General features: G+C 51.1%; 17 protein-coding genes and 2 riboswitches. Of the genes, 3 read left to right on the top strand and 14 right to left on the bottom strand.

What is annotated here, in order from left to right; translation table 11 throughout:
• Positions 1-133 precede the first annotated feature (133 nt).
• From AAFJ72_RS02385 to rnjA, 12 genes are all read right to left on the bottom strand, one after another.
• Complete coding sequence (locus tag AAFJ72_RS02385; protein WP_432775926.1) at positions 134-553, bottom strand: hypothetical protein; 420 nt, start codon at positions 551-553, stop codon at positions 134-136.
• Between the two features lie 93 nt (positions 554-646).
• Positions 647-904 carry a hypothetical protein gene (locus AAFJ72_RS02380; RefSeq protein ID WP_432775925.1) on the bottom strand — a complete coding sequence of 86 codons (258 nt, stop codon included), beginning with the start codon at positions 902-904 and terminating at the stop codon, positions 647-649.
• 141 nt (positions 905-1045) lie between these two features.
• Positions 1046-2641 carry a peptide ABC transporter substrate-binding protein gene (locus tag AAFJ72_RS02375; protein WP_432775924.1) on the bottom strand — a complete coding sequence of 532 codons (1596 nt, stop codon included), beginning with the start codon at positions 2639-2641 and terminating at the stop codon, positions 1046-1048.
• 145 nt (positions 2642-2786) lie between these two features.
• Positions 2787-4430: a peptide ABC transporter substrate-binding protein gene (locus AAFJ72_RS02370; RefSeq protein ID WP_122905428.1), complete on the bottom strand. Its 1644-nt coding sequence runs from the start codon at positions 4428-4430 to the stop codon at positions 2787-2789.
• 226 nt (positions 4431-4656) lie between these two features.
• Entirely contained in the window at positions 4657-6282 is a 1626-nt protein-coding gene (locus tag AAFJ72_RS02365; RefSeq protein ID WP_122905427.1) for a peptide ABC transporter substrate-binding protein, read from the bottom strand.
• A 331-nt stretch (positions 6283-6613) separates the two neighbouring features.
• A complete protein-coding gene (locus AAFJ72_RS02360) occupies positions 6614-8257 on the bottom strand; it encodes a peptide ABC transporter substrate-binding protein (RefSeq protein WP_432775923.1) in 1644 nt (547 codons plus the stop codon).
• A 187-nt stretch (positions 8258-8444) separates the two neighbouring features.
• The gene (locus AAFJ72_RS02355; protein WP_122905425.1) at positions 8445-9284 is read right to left on the bottom strand and encodes a MetQ/NlpA family ABC transporter substrate-binding protein; all 840 of its coding nucleotides are present in this window, start codon (positions 9282-9284) and stop codon (positions 8445-8447) included.
• Positions 9285-9342: 58 nt separating this feature from the next.
• A complete protein-coding gene (locus tag AAFJ72_RS02350) occupies positions 9343-10008 on the bottom strand; it encodes a methionine ABC transporter permease (protein ID WP_122905424.1) in 666 nt (221 codons plus the stop codon).
• Positions 10009-11022, bottom strand: a complete 1014-nt coding sequence (locus AAFJ72_RS02345) for a methionine ABC transporter ATP-binding protein (protein ID WP_122905423.1) — start codon at positions 11020-11022, stop codon at positions 10009-10011.
• A gap of 109 nt (positions 11023-11131) precedes the next feature.
• A riboswitch (SAM riboswitch) is annotated at positions 11132-11251 on the bottom strand.
• 160 nt (positions 11252-11411) lie between these two features.
• Positions 11412-12416, bottom strand: a complete 1005-nt coding sequence (locus AAFJ72_RS02340; protein WP_432775922.1) for an LCP family protein — start codon at positions 12414-12416, stop codon at positions 11412-11414.
• A gap of 165 nt (positions 12417-12581) precedes the next feature.
• Entirely contained in the window at positions 12582-13010 is a 429-nt protein-coding gene (locus AAFJ72_RS02335; RefSeq protein WP_122905421.1) for a BrxA/BrxB family bacilliredoxin, read from the bottom strand.
• 89 nt (positions 13011-13099) lie between these two features.
• Complete coding sequence (gene rnjA / locus AAFJ72_RS02330) at positions 13100-14770, bottom strand: ribonuclease J1 (RefSeq protein WP_432777134.1); 1671 nt, start codon at positions 14768-14770, stop codon at positions 13100-13102.
• Between the two features lie 355 nt (positions 14771-15125).
• Between rnjA and AAFJ72_RS02325 the strand changes: the two genes are divergently transcribed.
• Entirely contained in the window at positions 15126-15464 is a 339-nt protein-coding gene (locus AAFJ72_RS02325; protein WP_432775921.1) for a YqzG/YhdC family protein, read from the top strand.
• Between the two features lies 1 nt (position 15465).
• Here AAFJ72_RS02325 and AAFJ72_RS02320 read toward each other — a convergent pair whose 3' ends face one another.
• On the bottom strand, positions 15466-16089 hold the full coding sequence (locus AAFJ72_RS02320; RefSeq protein ID WP_432775920.1) for an SCO family protein: 624 nt from the start codon (positions 16087-16089) through the stop codon (positions 15466-15468).
• 115 nt (positions 16090-16204) lie between these two features.
• Positions 16205-16516 (bottom strand): rhodanese-like domain-containing protein, encoded by a 312-nt coding sequence (locus AAFJ72_RS02315; protein WP_432775919.1) that lies wholly within the window; start codon positions 16514-16516, stop codon positions 16205-16207.
• A 289-nt stretch (positions 16517-16805) separates the two neighbouring features.
• Positions 16806-16914: riboswitch (SAM riboswitch) on the top strand.
• Positions 16915-17005: 91 nt separating this feature from the next.
• Between AAFJ72_RS02315 and AAFJ72_RS02310 the strand changes: the two genes are divergently transcribed.
• Both AAFJ72_RS02310 and AAFJ72_RS02305 read left to right on the top strand, forming a co-directional pair.
• The gene (locus AAFJ72_RS02310; protein ID WP_432775918.1) at positions 17006-18310 is read left to right on the top strand and encodes a homocysteine synthase; all 1305 of its coding nucleotides are present in this window, start codon (positions 17006-17008) and stop codon (positions 18308-18310) included.
• 254 nt (positions 18311-18564) lie between these two features.
• Positions 18565-19503, top strand: coding sequence for an AAA family ATPase (locus AAFJ72_RS02305; RefSeq protein WP_432775917.1), 939 nt, complete (start codon positions 18565-18567; stop codon positions 19501-19503).
• Positions 19504-19507: the final 4 nt, after the last annotated feature.

The following is a 19507-nucleotide window of genomic DNA, read 5'->3' as shown; positions in this document are numbered from 1 at the left end:
AGCCCAAGCGCAACGTTCACCATTCTATTAGACGCTTCATGATCTGTAAAGTTTATAGTCTTTTCGTACCAAAAAGACAAAAGACTGCCCCTTTTGACAAAGAGGCAGTACATGCAAGCGAAAAAGCTGTCGATTACCGGAACAACCCGCGCCGTTCTCTTCGGCTTACTTCTTCTACAGGCCCTTTCAGCATGTTCAAGCCTCCGTTGGAGATGAACTGCTGAATCATGGACAGGACGGCCGGATTGGACAGCACTTTGATGGAATCGGCCACCTTCGGATTTTTCAGTTGCGGGATCGCCCCGCTCAGATGCGGCAACAGCGGCAGCAAATCTTCGAGCGAAATCGCAGGCTTTGGTTTCTCCTGAATGGGCTGCACATGAATCGGACGCCGACGCGCTCCAAACAGAATGCTGCGCCGCGGTTGCTGACTGGAAGCGGCCTTCAGCCTTCCGAGCGTATCCTTCATGTCCTGCAGCTCTTGCTTCATCTGGCTCATCTCGCGCATCATCTGGGCATTGCTCTCATTGTGCGCATCCGCCAGTTTGTGCATCGTCTCCAGCAGTTGTCCCTGAGAGTCGGCCTGTTTCTTTTTCTTTCTGGTCCTGGCAGCGATAATCCCACCTCCCTCCTGGTAAGCCCCCCTTTACTTGAAGCGCTTTTTCAGGCTGTCGATGTCTTTTGCGTTGACACCTTTTTTGGAAAGTTTGTTCAGCAGGCTACCGACATTTTCAGTCCTGGACATATGCCGAAACTTCTCCACATATCCGTTCAGTTCCTTATCCGTGAAGTTTTTGCCGACTTTTTTGCCCAAATCGCGGATGACTTCCTTCAAGCCTGCATCCGTCTTCAGCTTATCCTTGGGAATGGACCTTACCATATTGAGCAGTTTGCCAATATCCACAGCGTTCCCCCCTGGTTGCAGTTTGTTCCTTTTTACTCTATGTAGCTGGGAGCACAATGGATTGGTCATTTGTCCATGCCGGAGAAAAAAAGAAGAAGGGCAGCGCATCCCTTCTTCTTTGAATCATTTCCTCATATAAGATTACGGTTTGATACCGATGTATTTGAAGTCCAGCATACCAAGTCCGTCCAAAAGTGCACCGTCGACCTTCTCGCTTTGCAGCCAACTTTGGGTATAGTAGTAAATCGGCATAATCGGCATTTCGTCCATTAAAATTTGCTCCGCCTGGGCCAAAATCGTTTTCCGTTTTTCCGGGTCCTGCTCCAAAGCGGATTGGTTCAAGAGCTCTTTGTATTTGGGATGTTCCCAGCCCGTGTCGTTGTTTCCGCCGTTTTTGTCCTTGAACATTTCCAAAAAGTTGAACGGATCGTTGAAGTCGCCGAGCCAACCCATACGCGAAATCTGGTATTTCCCATGGTGTACGTCTTCCAGGAATGCTGTCCACTCTTTGTTCTCCAGTTTCACGTCTACTCCGAGCTTTTTCTTCCACTGGTCCTTGATTTCTTCCGCAATCGCTTTATGAGCAATCCCCGTGTTATAGGTGATCGTGATTGGAGGCAGTTTTGCGATTCCCGCTTCCTTCATCCCCTCCTGGAGCAGCTTTTTGGCCGCTTCTGTGTCATTGTCTGTAAAGTAGCCGCCGGAGCTAACAGCCATGGTCGGCGGCACAAAACCTGTTGCGGGAAGGTTGTTAGCCGTCATGGCTTCCACCAAAGCTTGACGATCCAGGGCATAGGCAAAAGCTTTACGGATTTTGGCATTGTGAAAAGGCGCTTGCTCTGTGTTGAAGCGATAGAAGTAAGTGCCCGCGATGGGATGCGTATGAAACAGAGCTGGCGACTCCGAGGCAAGCTCGAAATCCATCGGGACGTCAGAGAAAGGGGCGCCTGCCCAATCCAGATCACCGTTGCGAAACATCTCCAGCTCTATATACCCGTCATCAATCATGGAAAATTCAATCTTGTCCAATTTTACATGCTGTTTGTCCCAGTAGTTCTGGTTTTTCGTCAGAACGAGCTGCTGCTTGGGCTTCCAAGTCTCGATTTGAAAAGGACCGTTCCCTACTATGGTCTTGGGATTGCTCGCCCATTCCTTGTCGGCTTCCACGACTTTTTTGTTAAGCGGATAATAGGTGTGAAAAGCTGTCAACTCCGTGAAAAACGGGGTCGGGTTGGTCAGCTCCACAACCAATGTTTTTGCGTCGACGGCTTTGACACCAACGTCACTCGCTGTCCCGGTCCCCTTGTTGTACGCTTCCGCTCCTTTTATATAGTAGAGCTGGTAGGCGTAACCCGATGCTGTCTTGGGGCTTAGCGCACGTTTCCAGGCGTATTCGAAATCATGGGCGGTTACCGGATCGCCATTGCTCCATTTGGCAGGGCGAATTTTGAATGTATAGGTCTTGCCGTCAGCCGAAACCGTATAACTTTCCGCCGCTGCTGCATGTATTTTTCCGTCTTTGTCCAAACGGGTCAATCCTTCGAAAATTGCCCTGCTGATGGTAGCGGACGTCGTATCTTCGGCAATGCCCGGGTCTACGGTTAAGAGATGGAAAGACAGGTTCATCCTTAATACTTTTGCTTTTGGCTCCGCCGCCTGCCCGACCTCCGCATATCCTGCCAGACTCCCGCCGAGAAGCAGCATGGCAAAAGCAGCTGCAAAAATATTCTTCTTCACGATCAAGCACCTCTTTTTTATATACACTTCTAGCATCAGTATACAAGAAAAAGTCAGTTTTGGCTTATTTTGCTTTTCGCTCGAACCAAAAAGAAGAGAAGCGTCAAGAACGCCTCTCTTCCTTAAATCGGCTGCATTTCTTCTATTATTGCTTGATGTCAGCGAATTTGTAGTCAACAGCACCCAGACCGTCGATGATTACGCCGTCAACCTTGTCGTTTTTCACCCAAGATTGCGTGTAGTAGTAGATTGGCATGATTGGCATTTCATCCATCAGGATTTGCTCAGCTTCTGCCAGGATCGCTTTACGTTTGTCCGGATCTGTTTCCAGAGCGGATTGGTTCAGCAGCTCTTTGTACTTCGGATTTTCCCAGCGAGTGTCGTTGTTTCCGCCGTCTTTATCCTTGAACATTTCCAGGAAGTTGATTGGATCGTTGAAGTCACCCAGCCAACCAGCGCGAGCTACCTGGTATTTACCTTGGTGTACGTCATCCAGGTATACTTTCCACTCTTTGTTTTCCAGCTTCACATCTACGCCGAGGTTTTTCTTCCATTGGTCCTGGATTGCCTCTGCGATCTTTTTGTGAGCTTCGGAAGTGTTGTAGGACAGAGTCAAAGTTGGCAGCTTGCTGATGCCAGCTTCTTTCATACCTTCTTCCAGCATTTTCTTCGCGGTTTCGATGTCGTTGTCCTTGAAGTAGCCATCTGCTTTCACAGACATGCTTGGTGGTACATAACCGGTTGCCGGCAACTGACCCGCCTGCAGGATGTTGTCGATCAGGCTTTGACGGTCGATCGCGTAAGCAAACGCTTTACGGATTTTCACGTTGTTAAATGGCGCTTTTTCTGTGTTGAAGCGGTAGAAATAAGTACCCGCGATTGGTTGGGTAATCATTTTTCCAGAGTCTTTCAGAGCAGGAATCGCGTCAGTTGGCAATGCGGAAGTTGGAGCACCTGCCCAATCCAGCTCGCCGTTTTCAAACATGGACAGCTCCGTGTTCTCATCTTCTACCATGGAGAACTCGATTTTGTCCAGTTTTACGTTGTCTTTATCCCAGTAGTTTTCGTTTTTCACGACAACCAGCTTGCTCTTGTGTTCCCAGGTTTCCATTTTGAACGGACCGTTGCCCACGATGGTTTTCGCGTCACTAGCCCACTTGTCGTTGGCTTCCACTGTTTTTTGGTGAACAGGGAAGTAGGTTCTGAACGCTACCAGCTCCAGGAAGAACGGAGTCGGGTTTTCCAGTTCCACTTCCAGAGTCTTGTCGTCGAGCGCTCTTACACCAACGTCTTCTACTTTACCAGTACCTTTGTTGTATGCTTCCGCACCCTTCACATAGTACAGTTGGTACGCGTAGTTGGAAGCTGTTTTCGGATTGAGCGCGCGCTTCCAGGCGAATTCGAAATCTTTCGCGGTTACAGGATCGCCGTTGCTCCATTTTGCATCGCGAATTTTGAATGTATATTTTTTACCGTCTTCCGATACGGTATAGCTTTCTGCTGCTGCTTCTTGCACTTTGTTGTCTTTGCCTACACGAGTCAGACCTTCGAAGGTAGCAAGGATGATAGTACCGGAAGTAGTGTCTTCCGCGATACCTGGGTCTGCTGTTGGGGGCTCGGAGTGCAGGTTCAATTTCAACACTTTCGGTCCCGCTGCTGGTGCAGAGGTTTCCGTATTATTGCCTGCTGTATTGTTATCTGCTGGCGCTGCCTGGTTGCCGCCGCATCCTGCGAGTGCTGCACCAAGAACGAGGATGGAACTCATTGCTACAAAAACATTCTTTTTCATACAAGTAATCCCCCTTTTCTAAATCTTTTATCAATATACACGATTGTATATTATTATTAAATATGTTTTAGAATGATTTAATAAAATTTTATTTATTTATAAAAATAGTTAATGTTTTATAAAGAATTATGGGCGAACGAAACTCTGCTCGTCTGCCCCTTTATTTTCCGCAAAAAAAGGAAGGGCTATCCGCCCTTCCCGCATTTTTTCTGTCGATTGTTTTTTCTTATTTGATGTCCGCCCATTTCCAGTCTACGAAGCCGAGACCGTCGAGAACAACGCCTTGCACTTTGTCGCTCTTCACATAGGAATGGGTGTAGAAGTAAATGGGTGCCGCTGGCATTTCGTCCATGAACAGAGCTTCTGCTTCTGCCAGAATCTGTTTGCGTTTTTCCGGATCTTTTTCAACCAAAGATTGGTTCAGCAGCTGTTGATACTTCGGATTTTCCCAGTTGGTATCGTTGTTGCTGCCTTTTTTCAGCCTGAACAGATCCAGGAACGTGTACGGATCGTTGTAGTCGCCAGTCCAGCTGGAGCGAGCGATCTGGAATTTGCCTTGGTGCAGGTCGTCCAGGAATACTTTCCACTCTTTGTTTTCCAGCTTCACTTCTACGCCGAGTGCTTTTTTCCATTGGTCCTGGATTGCTTCGGCAATTTTCTTGTGCGCTTCGGAAGTATTATAGGAGAGAGTCACGGTTGGCAGCTTGGTGATGCCTTCCTCCTTCATCCCTTCCTCCAGCAGCTTTTTCGCAGTTTCCACATCGCCGTCCTTGAAGTACGGGCCAGTTGCTACTGCCATCGTTGGAGGCACCAGACCCATTGCCGGCTCCTGGTTCGCTTGTGTCACGTTGTCGATGATTGTTTTCCGGTCAATCGCATAAGCGAACGCTTTACGAATTTTCGCGTTGTTGAATGGCGGCTGCTCGGTGTTGAATTTGTACAGGTACGTCCCAGCAATTGCACGGGTTTGCATTTTGCCGGCCTCTTTCAACGCCGGAATCGCATCTGTCGGGAGTGCGCTGATCGGAGCACCTGCCCAGTCCAGATCGCCATTGTCAAACATGGACAGCTCGGTGTTTTCATCCTCTACCATGGAGAAGTCGATCTTGTCCAGTTTTACAACGTCTTTATCCCAGTAGTTCTCGTTTTTCACGAGAACGAGCTTGCTCTTGTGCTCCCAGGTCTCGATCTTGAACGGGCCGTTTCCTACGTGGGTTTTGGCGTCACCCGCCCAGTTTTGTGTGGATTCGACTACCTTTTGGTTCACTGGGAAGTAGGTGTAGAAAGCCGTCAGCTCCAGGAAGAATGGAGTCGGGTTTTTCAAGGTAACAACCAGTGTTTTGTCATCGGTTGCTTTGACACCTACATCTTCTGCTTTCGCTTTGCCAAGGTTGTACTCCTCCGCGTTTTTCAGATAGTACAACTGGTAAGCATATGTAGAACCGAGTTTCGGATCGAGCACTCGCTTCCACGCGAATTCAAAGTCTTTCGCCGTTACCGGGTCGCCGTTGCTCCATTTGCTGTCGCGCAAGTGGAATGTATAGGTAAGTCCATCTTCAGAGACCTCAATTTTTTCCGCTACGGATTCATGCGGCTTGCCATCTTCACCGATACGCGTCAGTCCATCAAAAGTCGCACGCATGATCGCACCGGATATGGAATCCTCCGCTAAACCAGGATCAGCCGTTGGCGGCTCAGTCTTCATATTCATGCGCAAAATTTTTGGACCGCTTGTTTGTTCACTTTCAGCAGAATTTCCTTGCTTTCCTGCTTGCTCGCCGCCGCCACATCCAGCCAGCGCTGCACTCAGGACCAGGATGGAGCTCATCGCAGCAAATACGCTTTTTTTCATTCAAATTGACCCCCTTTGATACGTGTAACACTCCTTGGAAGCTGCTTCCATAAATATACTGCATTTTCAACAATATTAAAGGTAATTTAAGCAAGATTAATTTTGTTTTATCCAAAGATCAAATTGTATGAAAGGAAATAAATTGATCGTTTGTCACATGAAGTTTTCCTCGTCCAAGAAAAACTATGCGAATCCTGGAAGCCCAGGCAAAACAAAAGTCCCCTTCCATCGCGAAAAAGCGATGTCACAGGGGACTTGATTTACAATGATAAAGTTTGGATTTTCCGGTGATTCTCTCCAGCAGCGAACTGCCTGTGGGGGTTTTCAGCTGTTACTCGACCATTTCCGCCCACTTCAGATCAATAAAGCCCAGTCCGTCTACTTGCACGCCTTTTACTTTATCGTTTTGTACCCATACATCCACGTCCGTAAACAGTGGAATGACAGGCATGGCATCCATGAAAATTTGCTCAGCTTCTGCAAACAGCTGCTTGCGCTTCTCCGGATCGGTTTCCAGGGCAGACTGCTTCAACAACTCCTTGTAGCGCTCGTTCTCCCAGCCGGTGTCGTTGGTTCCGGTGTTCGCATCGCGGAACATTTCCAGGTAGTTGATCGGATCGTTGAAATCGGCATTCCAGCCCAAACGGCCAATCTCGTAGTTCAGTTCATGCAAGTCTTGCAAATGCACCTTGAATTCTTTATTCATCAGCTTCACGTCGATGCCCAGGTTGCGCTTCCACTGATCCTGCATCGCTTCGGCGATTTTTTTGTGGCGGTCTGTCGTGTTATACGACAAGGTGATGGTCGGAAGCTGGCTCAGCCCCAGTTCCTGCATGCCTTCTGCCAGCAGCTTTTTCGCTGTCTCCACGTCGTTGTCGCGGAAGTAGCCCTCCGGCTTGATCGCCATAGATTGCGGCAGCATTCCCATCGTAGGCACCTGGCCGACCTGTGTGATGTTGTCCACGATGCTTTGTCGATCAATCGCATAAGCAAGTGCCTTGCGAATTTTTTCGTTTTTCAGCACTCCTTTGGTGGTGTTGATTTTGTACCAGTACATGGTCGCCTTTGGATGAACGACGAGTTTTCCGGATTCTTTCAGTGCCGGAATCGCATCGGTTGGCAGGCCGCCAAGCGGTTGCCCCGCCCAGTCGAGCTCGCCGTTTTCAAACATGGACAGCGCTGTATTATCATCCTCAATCATCACAAACTCGATCCGGTCCAGCTTGACTGCGTCTTTGTCCCAATAGTTTTCGTTCTTCTCAAAAACGATCTTGCTCTTGTGCTCCCAGGCTGTCATCTTGAATGGCCCGTTGCCCACGTGAGTTGCTGCCTCATGCGCCCAGTTCGGATTTGCCTCTACGACCTTTTTGTCTACAGGATAATACGTGTAAAATGCGGTCAGTTCCAGGAAGAACGGTGTCGGGTTTTCCAACGTGACTTCCAGTGTTTTGTCATCCAGAGCTTTTACACCCAGCTCCTCAGGGTTCGCCTGGCCTGCGTGTACTTTTTCTGCGTTTTTGATGTAGTAGAGCTGATACGCGTATTCAGCTCCAAACTTTGGATCCAGGACGCGTTTCCAGGCGTATTCAAAGTCGTGCGCCGTCACCGGGTCGCCGTTGCTCCACTTGGAGTCGCGAATGGTAAACGTATATACGCGCTTGTCTTCGGAAATTTTCACATCGGACGCAACCGAGTTCATCGGCTTCGCGTCTTTGTCCAGCCTCGTCAAGCCGTCAAAAGCCGCACGGACGATCGCCCCTGAGGTAGCATCCTTGGCCAGTCCAGGGTCTGCTGTCGAAGGCTCGCTGGTCAGATTCGCCCGGAACACTTGCGGCTTGTTGCTGGCAGTCGCAGGTGCTGCTTCTCCCGCCTGCTGTTTTGCAGGTTCATCCGAAGGCGTGCTTCCTCCACAGCCTGCCAAAATATTTCCTGCGGCCAATGACATGGCAATAAAAAGTTTAACATTTCTCTTCATCGGAATTTCCCCCTGATAAATTTTTTTCTATCGCAACCACAATATACGACAAGAAAAAATGTTTGAAAATGGGGTGTAGTTAGTTTTAATCAAATTTTATGAATATTTAATCTTTGATAAACAAAAATAAACCCAACCAGCCACTCGGGCTCATTGGGTCTATTTGTTGAACCATGCATCACTTTTTTTAGAACGCTGGAACGATGGAACCTTTGTATTCATCCTCGATGAATTTTTTCACTTCAGGAGAGTTCAGTTCTTTCGCCAGCTTTTGGATCGCTTCGGAATCTTTGTTGTCAGGACGAGCTACCAGGTAGTTCGCATATGGAGATTCTTTGTCTTCGATGAACAGAGCGTCTTTCGTTGGCACGAGCTTCGCTTCGAGCGCGTAGTTGGTGTTAATCAGCGCCAGGTCTACTTCTTCCAGAACGCGTGGCAGCATTGCTGCTTCAACCTCTTTGAATTGCAGGTTTTTCTTGTTTTCTACAATGTCTTTTACTGTTCCGCTGATGCCAGCGCCTTCTTTGAGCTTGATAACGCCGTTTTTCTCCAGGAGAGCGAGGGCGCGGCCGCTGTTGGTCGGGTCGTTTGGCAGCGCGATTGTAGCGCCATCCGCCAGTTCGTCAACGGATTTCACCTTTTTGCTGTAAGCGCCAAACGGCTCGATGTGTACAGCCACTACAGGTTGCAGATCCATGTTTTGTCCTTTATTGAAGTCTTCCAGGTAAGGTTTGTGTTGGAAAAAGTTTGCATCCAGTTGTTTTTCGTTGAGCTGTACGTTTGGTTGTACGTAATCGGTGAACTCTTGTACTTCCAGGTTTACGCCTTGTTCTTTCAGTTTTGGTGCAATGTGCTTCAGGATTGCTGCGTGTGGAACCGGAGAAGCGCCTACTTTCAGTGTTACTTCTTGTTGTCCGCCTTGAGCGCCGCCTTCAGCTGGAGCCGGAGCTGTTTCGGATTTGCTTCCGCACGCTGCCAGAGAAAATGCCAATACAGTAGAAAGTACAGATACAACCAGCTTTTTCATAAATGATTTCCCCCTACTTCTTTTGATTTTTGTCCTTGCAACTTCTATGGGAAAGACCTTACTTGCGGCTGAAGCGCAATACGAGGCGATCACCCAGCGACTGTAAGATCTGAACCAACACGAGCAAAATGACGACAGTGACAATCATGACATCCGTCTGGAAGCGTTGATAGCCGTAACGGATGGCCAAATCCCCCAGACCGCCGCCGCCGATCACCCCGGACATGGCGGTATAGGACACGAGGGCAACGGTTGTGATCGTAATTCCGGCAACCAGTCCCGGACGAGACTCTGGCAACAGGACGTTCCAGATGATTTGCCAATTGGACGCTCCCATTGACTGAGCCGCTTCAATGACCCCGCGATCTACCTCGCGCAGAGAGGTTTCCACCAGCCGCGCAAAGAATGGAGCAGCACCGATCACGAGCGGCGGAATCGATCCGAGTACGCCGAGCGAAGTTCCCACAATCAGCTTCGTAACCGGAATCAGCAAGATCATCAGGATGATGAACGGTACGGAACGCAGCACGTTGACGATGAATGAGGCAACCGTGTAAAATGCCTTGTTTTGCAGCAACTGTCCACGCGAAGTAAGGAATAGGATGATTCCCAGCGGCAAGCCGATCAAAATCGTAAACAGCGTGGAGAAGCCAAGCATCGTCAGTGTATCTAGTGTACCCTCCGCAATCTCCGACCAATCCACATTTTCCATTGTCCAGTCCATCTATATCACCTCTACTTCCAAGCCACGCTGACGCAACGTCTCGATGGTTTTTTCGTTTTGGCGAACATCGCCTTCCAGTTCGACGACCAGTTGGCCGTACGGCGTATCCTTCATGCGAGAAATCGTTCCCTGCAAAATACTGAACACAGTGCCTGTCTCCTGCATCGTCTGGAACAAAATCGGCTGGTACGTCTTTTCGCCCAGGAAAGTGACACGTGCAATCGTGCGGTTCCCCGCTGCTTTTTCGTGCGCAACTGCTTCGCGCAGCTCGGTGGAATCGGCCACTTGCTCGACAAATTCCTGTGTCGTCGGATGCTGCGGCTTGAGAAACACATCCAGCACCTTGCCCGACTCGACGATTTTTCCGCCATCGATCACGCCTACGCGGTCGCAAATCGAGCGGATCACGTGCATCTCGTGCGTAATCAGCACGATGGTCAATCCCAGCTTGCGGTTGATGTCCAAAAGCAGGGCCAGAATCGAGTTGGTCGTCTGCGGATCGAGCGCGGAAGTCGCTTCGTCGCACAGCAGCACTTTCGGATCGTTCGCCAACGCCCGCGCGATGCCGACGCGCTGCTTCTGACCGCCGGACAGTTGCGACGGGTATTTGTCCCGATGCGCTTCCAGCCCTACCAGCTTGAGCAAGTCGTCCACCTTTTTCTGAATCTCCGCCTTGGGACGCTTGGCCAGCTTGAGCGGAAACGCGACATTTTCGCCAACGGTCGCCGAGGACAGCAGGTTAAAATGCTGGAAAATCATCCCGATCTCCCGACGTTTTTCCTGCAGCTTGGCGTCGTCGAGCTTGGTCAAATCCACCCCGTCGACGATGACCTGTCCCGACGTGGGACGTTCCAGCAGGTTGATGCAGCGGATCAGGGTACTTTTCCCTGCGCCGGAATGGCCGATAATCCCGTAAATTTCTCCTTTCTCAATGGAAAGGTCAATTCCGAGCAATGCAGGAATCGTCTTGCCCTGCACCTGATAGCTTTTATGCAAATTTTGTAATTGAATCAACGCATCCACCTCCTGGCAAATCTGTATACATCCCTTGTGAAAAATAGAAAACCCCTTTTTTCACAAACGAAAAAGGGGCTGCAACGCATGTATACGTTCGCATCCACCCTTCTCATCTATCAAGATCCAACCAATCTTGTAGGAATTGGCACCGCGACGTCCATTTTCCAAAAAATGAACCGGTTGCCGGGCTTCATAGGGCCTGTCCCTCCGCCTCTCTTGATAAGAAAGATTTCTACGTATATGATGTTCGGTTTTTCAATTTTGATGATACAAACCGGATTATATCCCTTTTGAAAATATCCCGTCAATAGCAATCACAGGAAAAACTTTTTTGATCTACTTTTTGTAAAACATCTGCCCGAAACCACATCAAAAAAACAGCACACTCAATCTGGCGTGCTGTTTTCGTTGCTTTCTGTCGTGCCATTCGTTTGCGAAACCGACGCTTCTGTCGGCGGCTGCAATTTTTCCTGAATGAAGGACTGAACCTGATCGACATCGGGAATGAGTACCGCGCCTGCCCGATGGGATTCACGAAACATTCCCATTGGCGGCAGTTGGTAGTTGCCTGGCTCCACGGTGTTCAGTTTCAGCCCAAGCGCAGACAGTTTCAGCATATCCATGGAACTGATGTTTGTCTGGATATACGGCGTCACTTCTTTGAGGATCGACGGCAACTGCATCAGTGTCGCGCCGCTCTTCATCTGGCTAACTACAGCCGTCAGCAGCTTGCGCTGGCGCTCTGTACGCGTGTAGTCGGATGTTGCGTCATGACGGAAACGTACGTATTGCAGAGCCTTGTCTCCATCCAGTTGCTGCAGGCCCTTTTTCAAATTAATATCGTAGACGCCTTTATCTGTCGGGTCATGGTAATACATATTTTTTTCCACATCAATCTCGACGCCGCCAACGGAGTCGATCAATGCCTTGAAGCCTTCAAAATCTGTGATGACGTAGCGGTCCACAGGCAGTCCTGTAAACTGGCTGACGGTCTTCATCGCCAGCTCCGGTCCTCCGTCCACAATCGCGGAGTTGATGCGCGAGCTGCCGTGCCCCGGAATGTCCACGTACGTATCTCGCAAAATGGAAAATACATCGTAACGCTTGAAGACGGGGTCGATGCTGACCAGCATCATCGAGTCCGAACGGGGAAGCCCGTTGTTTTTCATTCCCCTGCGGTCCACCCCCATCAAGAGGATGTTCACCCGCTCTTCGCCGTCCCATTCGGGAATCTCGGCCGCTTTCGTCGAGGCCCCTCCATCAAGGGCAGGCGTAATGACATTGGGCTCTTGAATATCTTGAGCAAATTGATAAAAAGAGTATCCGTAGTAACCTGCTGTCGCGGCAACCACGACGAGCATCAGGAGCAACACCCGTTTCCACATTCGCATAAAAAATGACTCCACCTTTTGTTCTCGGTATCACATGGGCACATCCCACCACTTGTTTAGTATACTCGAATCTTTCCGTTATGGAGCAGCCTTTATTTGGTGGATCTTGCTGAAAATATAAAACAAGACGCCCGTTCCCGAGCGTCTCGTCATGGTCGTTTTTGCTTATTTGTACGTGTCGTAAGCGGTAGTCAACAGGTTTGCGATCGTTTGCAGATCATTGTTCTCGATCTGATGGCGCTCGATCATCGTCATGATTTTGCCGTCCTTCATGATCGCAAAAGACGGGGACGATGGCGCGTAGCCTTCGAAATACTCGCGTGCTTTTGCTGTTGCTTCCTTGTCTTGACCTGCAAATACGGTGTAGAGGTTGTCTGGCTTGGAAGGATGGTTCAAGGAATGAACCACTGCCGGCCGAGCCAATCCTGCCGCGCAGCCACAAACAGAGTTTACGACGACCAAAGTCAGACCTTTTGCATTTGGCAGCGTCTGCTCAACCTCTTCTGCTGTGCGCAGTTCTACAAATCCGTTGCGAGTCAGCTCGTCGCGCATCGGCTGAATGACCTGGCTCATATATGCTTCATAAGACATCATGGGGCAACCTCTCCTTTTGTATCACGTTTCCATATACGTATTATTATAACCCGATCAAGTGTCCGGGAGAACGAAGAAGTGCTCCCATCCTACACTTCCATCAAAATGGTGAGAATCATCGGATTGCGGCCGGTCTTTTCATAAATAAACGGCTTGATGACTTCGTTGATCTGGGACTTCAACTCCGACCATTCCTTGATCTTCTTGTCCAACGCTTCCTGGAGTCGCTGGCGAACAAGCAGCGTCGCTTCCTGGATGAGCGATTCCGAACCGCGCACATATACAAAGCCGCGGCTGACGATGTCTGGTCCGGTGAGAATCTTGAAGTTTTTCATGTCGAGACTGACGACGACGACCATCAGGCCATCCTCTGCCAGATGCTTGCGGTCGCGCAGGACGATGTTGCCTACGTCGCCGATGCCGCTGCCGTCGATCAGCACGATGCCGGCGTGAACCTTGCTGAGCCATGCCTTTTCGCGGTTGCAGTTCAGCACCTCGCCGTTGTCCATGATGAAAATGTTGCTCTCGTCAATGCCTACCTGCTGCGCCAGTTTCGCGTGCGTCTTCAGCATCCGGTACTCCCCGTGAATCGGGATAAAGTACTTGGGACGAATAAAGCTGAGCATGAGCTTCAACTCTTCGCTGCTGCCGTGACCGGACGCGTGAATGTCAAACACGTGACTGAGCACGACGTTCGCACCTGCGCGGTACAGCTTGTCGATCGTCCGGCTTACATTAATCGTGTTGCCCGGAATCGGGGAAGCCGAAATGATGACGGTGTCCTCTGGATAGATCGACACGTTGCGGTGCGATCCGGAAGCGATTCGGGTCAGTGCCGCCATCGGCTCGCCCTGGCTACCCGTGCAAATAATCAGCACCTGGTTGTCGGCGTAGTTGTCAATGTGCTTGATGTCAATCAGCATGCCCTCCGGCATCTGAATGTAACCCAGTTCTTGTCCAATCATGAACACTTTTTCCATACTGCGGCCGATCACCGCTACTTTGCGATTGCACTGCTCGGCAGCGTCTACCACCTGCTGCAGACGATGCACATTGGACGCGAATGTCGCCAGGATGATCCGGCCGCGCGCTTTGCGCACCACGTCGAGAATCCCTTCGCCAACGGTGCGCTCCGACATGGTGAAGCCGTAGCGCTCACTGTTCGTACTGTCCGAGAGCAGCGCCAAAACGTCACCGCTCGCCCCGATTCTGGCAATCTTGCCGTACTCGGTCGTCTGTCCGACTGGCGTCATGTCGAATTTGAAGTCACCTGTATGGATGACCATTCCTTCCGGTGTATGAATCACAACCCCGAGCGAATCCGGGATACTGTGATTGGTGCGGAAAAAGGTCGCCTTCAAGCGGTTGAACGGAATTTCCGTATCTTCCGAGATCGGAATCATCTTCACGTCGTTTTGCATGCGATGCTCTTCCAGCTTCGCCTTGACCAAGCCCAGGGTCAGACGGCCGCCGTAGATCGGCACATTGATTTGTTTGAAAATATAAGGAATCGCTCCAATGTGATCCTCATGTCCGTGCGTTAACAAAAGTGCTTTAATCTTGTGCTGGTTGTCCACCAAATAGGAAATATCGGGGATGACCAGATCGATACCGAACATTTCATTCTCGGGGAACTTCACCCCGCAGTCAATGATGATAATTTCGTCCTCATACTCGACGCAATACATGTTTTTTCCGATCTCGCCGAGTCCGCCCATCGCGAATATCTTAACGTCGCTCAAACTCTTTCCTCCTAACATCATCGTGCATGATTTTGGAAACCCGAACCAAGCATGCCATTCTTATTGTAACACAACGCAAGGCGTTCGTTTCACCCAGTCTTGTCAAATCCACACATTCATCTTCGGTCAATAACCGAAAACTGATACGCCATCGCGGCTACTCTCTCGTTTGTTCTGCTCCCGAAAAAATTGTTCCATGCGGGTAGCTTCTTTGGCCTATCGGCTATCGGCGCGATTACAGCGTAAAAATCGGCAGGATGAGCTAGCCCTCCGCACGCTTTCCAAATTGCAAAGATTTTCCACGGATGACATCCGAAAATGGCCTCAAAATAGATGGCAAGCTTGTTCACCCGCAAAAAGGGGGTTTTACGCCATGCCAGCCTTTGTCACCTCGCTCTTTGCCCGGAGCGTCCTGACTCCCCTCCTGGCAAGCCTGCTGCTTTTCTTCTTCCAGTACGACCCTGCCTGCGCCCAGCCGCCGTATGCCAAATGGGGCAGATTGGCGATGCAGGAGACGATGAAAAAATATCCGCATGCGCAGATCGTCGATTACCTGCACGTCGGGCGCACAGCAAAAACGCCCACCACGTCGGAAGAGACGTTCAAGCTCTTGCTCCAGGAGGGCAATCGCAGGTGGGCGCTTCTTGTGCATATTGAATTTGAAAATCAGACCGAGCATGTCGTGCAGATTACGTTCGAGGAATCAGCCTGATTCAGTCTGCAAGCTGCTCCATGTCCTTCATCATCTGCTCCATGTCCATGTCGGCTGCCATTCCGTAGGCGCGGCGCATGTTTCCGTCGCCGTCGACGAGGAACATGCGGGCGGTATGGGCAAAGGAACCGTCAGGCTGCTTCAATACCGCGACTCCGAAATCCTTCGTTACCTTTTCCACTGTCTGGGCATCGCCGCGCAAAAACTTCCAGCCGCTCTGATCCGCCTTGAACTTCGCCGCATACTGCTGCAACACCTCTGGCGTGTCAAAATCCGGGTCAAAGGTGATGGAAATAAACTCAACCTCGTCGCCAAACAGCTTTTTCTCCTTGAGCTGCTCTTGCAGCTTGGACATGTTGTACGTCGTCGCCGGGCAAATGTCAGGGCAGTTGGTAAACATGAACTCGACCAGCCGCACCTTGCCTTTTCCTTCCGAGAACGTATACGACGTGCCGTCACTGTTGTCCAATGTAAAATCGGCAATCGGCTTCATCACGGGAATCGGCTCTTTTGCCATGTATTTGTAGCCCAACACGCCTACAATCGCAAGGATAATCACACCTGCGAGCACCGTAAACCAATGGCGCTGCAGCGCGGACCCGTGCTTCTGTGCTCCCTCACTCACGCATTTCTTCCTCCCCTGCTTTTCTCATGCGCCCGCCGCAATCCCGCGAAAAGGCGCATGTTTCTTTTTGGGCGAAAACATCCGCATTGCCAGTGCGGTCGCAATCGTATCCGGCTTACACTTCCTTCTCGCCAGGCCAAGCCAGCATGCCGCCGACCATATTGGTAGCGTCAAAGCCCAGTTCAGACAAATATTCGGTCGCTCGGTGGCTGCGCGCACCGCTGCGGCATACCAAAACCACCGGGAGCTCCTTGTCCAGCTCGTCGATGCGGTGCGGCAAAAAGCCGAGCGGGATCAGCTTGGCCTCTTTGATATGGCCTTCGTTCCACTCCTCCACCTCACGCACATCAATCACCTGGAGCTTTTCATTTGCAGCAAGCTTTTCCAAGAGCTCCTGCGGTGTCATTTCCTTCACGCCATGACTCATCGCGTTTTTCCTCCTGTATGTACAATCGTTTCGTCGTTTTCTGCCACTCCCATCATATCATAGGGGCATGCCATTTTCTAACGACGAGGGCGACGAAAGCGCCAGGATCCAGGGACAAATTTGTGACAGGGTAAGAAATGGTTTGTTTTTGCGCAAAAAAGCGCTGCTTGCGGACACCTGCCACGGGTGAGCATGAGAGAATTCACGAAAATCCAACCTGAAAACTTATAATTAAATATTGACAGCTCCGTAAGCCTTTCATACAATTATGACAATAATTGAAGCAACATGTTCATCAAGAGCGGTGGAGGGACTGGCCCTATGAAACCCGGCAACCAGCAAGCAAGCCTTGCGCGGTGCCAATTCCTGCAGAATCCATAGATTCTGAGAGATGAGTGCACTCCCGTGTATAATCCGGAGCCTTCTTCTACTCAGAGAATGGCTCCGTTTTTTTATCCCCAATCCCCCATATATGAAGGAGAGATAAGCATGTCTGACCAGCAACAATGGAAACCGGAAACCCTCGCTGTCCATGGTGGACAAGAAGTAGACCCCGTAACAGGCTCGCGCGCCGTTCCGATCTATCAGACGACTTCCTACGTCTTCCGCGACACGGAGCACGCTGCCAACCTGTTTGCCTTGAAAGAGTTCGGCAATATTTACACCCGCATCATGAATCCGACCCAGGATGCCTTTGAAAAGCGCGTGGCCCTTCTCGAAGGCGGCGTCGGTGCTCTGGCAACTTCCTCCGGTCAGGCAGCGATCACCTTTTCCATCTTGAACATCGCACAGGCCGGGGATGAAATTGTCGCATCCAGCAGCCTCTACGGCGGTACGTACAACCTTTTTGCGCACACACTCCCGCGATTTGGCATCAAGGTTCACTTTGTGGATCAGTCCAATCCGGAAAACTTCCGGGCGTTCATCAATGAAAAAACAAAGGCGGTCTTCTGCGAGACGATCGGCAACCCTCGCATTGACGTAGCGGACTTGCAGGCAATTGCGGACATCGCCCACGAAAACGGCATTCCGCTGATCGTGGACAACACGTTTGCTTCGCCGATCCTGTGCCGTCCATTCGAGCATGGCGCGGACATCGTGGTGCACTCCACGACCAAATTCATCGGCGGACACGGCACAGCCATCGGCGGCATCATCGTCGATTCCGGCAAATTTGACTGGAACAACGGCAAATTCCCGGGCCTGACGACACCAGACCCGAGCTATCACGGCGTCGTCTATACGGAAGCAGTCGGACCGCTCGCCTACATCATCAAGGCGCGCGTCCAACTGCAGCGCGACATCGGCGCAGCCGTCGCCCCGATCAACTCCTTCCTGTTCCTGCAAGGTCTGGAGACGCTGCACCTGCGCATGGAACGCCACAGCCAGAACGCCCTGGCCGTAGCCCAATTCCTCGCCGCGCATCCAGCGGTCGAGTGGGTCAGCTACCCTGGCCTGGAAGGTGACGCCCACTACGCCCTTGCGCAAAAATATTTGCCAAAAGGCGCTGGCGCCATCCTCACCTTCGGCATTCGCGGCGGTGTCGAGGCAGGCAAAACACTGATCGAATCCGTGAAGTTGTTCTCTCATCTGGCAAACGTAGGCGATTCCAAGTCGCTCATCATCCATCCGGCCAGCACGACGCACCAGCAACTGACGGAGGAAGAACAGGCAGCCGCCGGGGTAACGCCAGGACTGATCCGGCTGTCGGTGGGCACAGAAGCGATCGACGACATCATCGGCGATCTGGAGCAGGCACTGCAACGGGCTGTTCAGGCTTCTGCTGTTAACTAGGTTTGCTTATATCGTAAAAAGCGGCACGCATCTCTTATGGGGGTTGCGTGTCGCTTTATTTTTTTGGGTGCTGTCTTCTGTTTGTTGCTAGCTTTCAGGTGCTCGGCCCCTCTACATCGCCATCGGAGCGCTCATCGTCGTCGCCGCCGTCAGTGGAATCAGTTTGCGAAAATTTGTAAAATACAGGATATTCCCTGTATAATAAAATCCGATCAACCGCCTTTCAATCCTATCTATAATAAAGGAGATTTTCCATGACCCATCCCGCTCTGGATAGTCTTTTATCTTCTGTCAACCGCGTAATTGTAGGAAAAGCAGAGCAGGTGCGCCTGCTGGTGACTGCTCTGTTGGCGCGCGGGCATGTGCTGCTGGAGGACTTGCCTGGCATGGGCAAGACCGTGCTCGCCAAAACGTTGGCGCAGGCCATCGGCGGAACGTACAACCGCCTGCAGTTCACCTCTGACCTGCTGCCTTCCGATGTAGTCGGACTGCACGTGTTCAACCAGCGGACGAACGAGTTTGAGCTGCGCAAAGGACCTGTGTTCGCGGACGTTTTGCTCGCGGACGAAATCAACCGCGCAACGCCGCGCACACAATCCGGCCTGCTCGAATGCATGGAAGAACGCCAGGTCACAATCGAAGGTATCACGCTGCCGCTGCCCTCGACGCTGCTGGTGATCGCCACGCAAAACCCGCTTGAATCTGAAGGGACCTATCCCCTGCCCGAAGCCCAGTTGGACCGCTTTTTGTTCCGTCTGTCGCTCGGCTATGGCACGCGCGAGGATGCAAAAGAAATACTCCGCAGATTCCGCAGCACCTCTCCTTTGGAGACCGTGCAGCCAGTGATGTCTGTGGAACAAATCGCCGCCCTGCAAAAAGAAGTAACAGCCGTCCATGTCAGTCAGGCGGTGGAAGATTACGTCATCGACCTGACGGAAGCGACGCGCAGCCACCGCTCCGTCGATGTCGGCATCAGTCCGCGCGCCATGCTCGCCCTGCTGCGCGCAGCCCAGGCATACGCTTTTGTCTCTGGCCGCACTTATGTATTGCCAGACGACGTGAAGGCTGTTTTCCCGAGCCTTGCCGCCCATCGCATCCGCCTGTCCATGGAAGCGGAGCTGCATGTTACCGAAGAGGAAGTGGTGGCGCAGATCCTGTCGAGCGTGCCCGCCCCTGTCGAGGAAAGCGTGTAGCCGG

It is taken from the genome of Brevibacillus gelatini (assembly GCF_050920745.1).
Lineage (GTDB): Bacteria > Bacillota > Bacilli > Brevibacillales > Brevibacillaceae > Brevibacillus > Brevibacillus gelatini.
The sequence above is the reverse complement of the archived record's forward strand: the minus strand, read 5'-3'. Positions and strand labels throughout refer to the sequence as shown.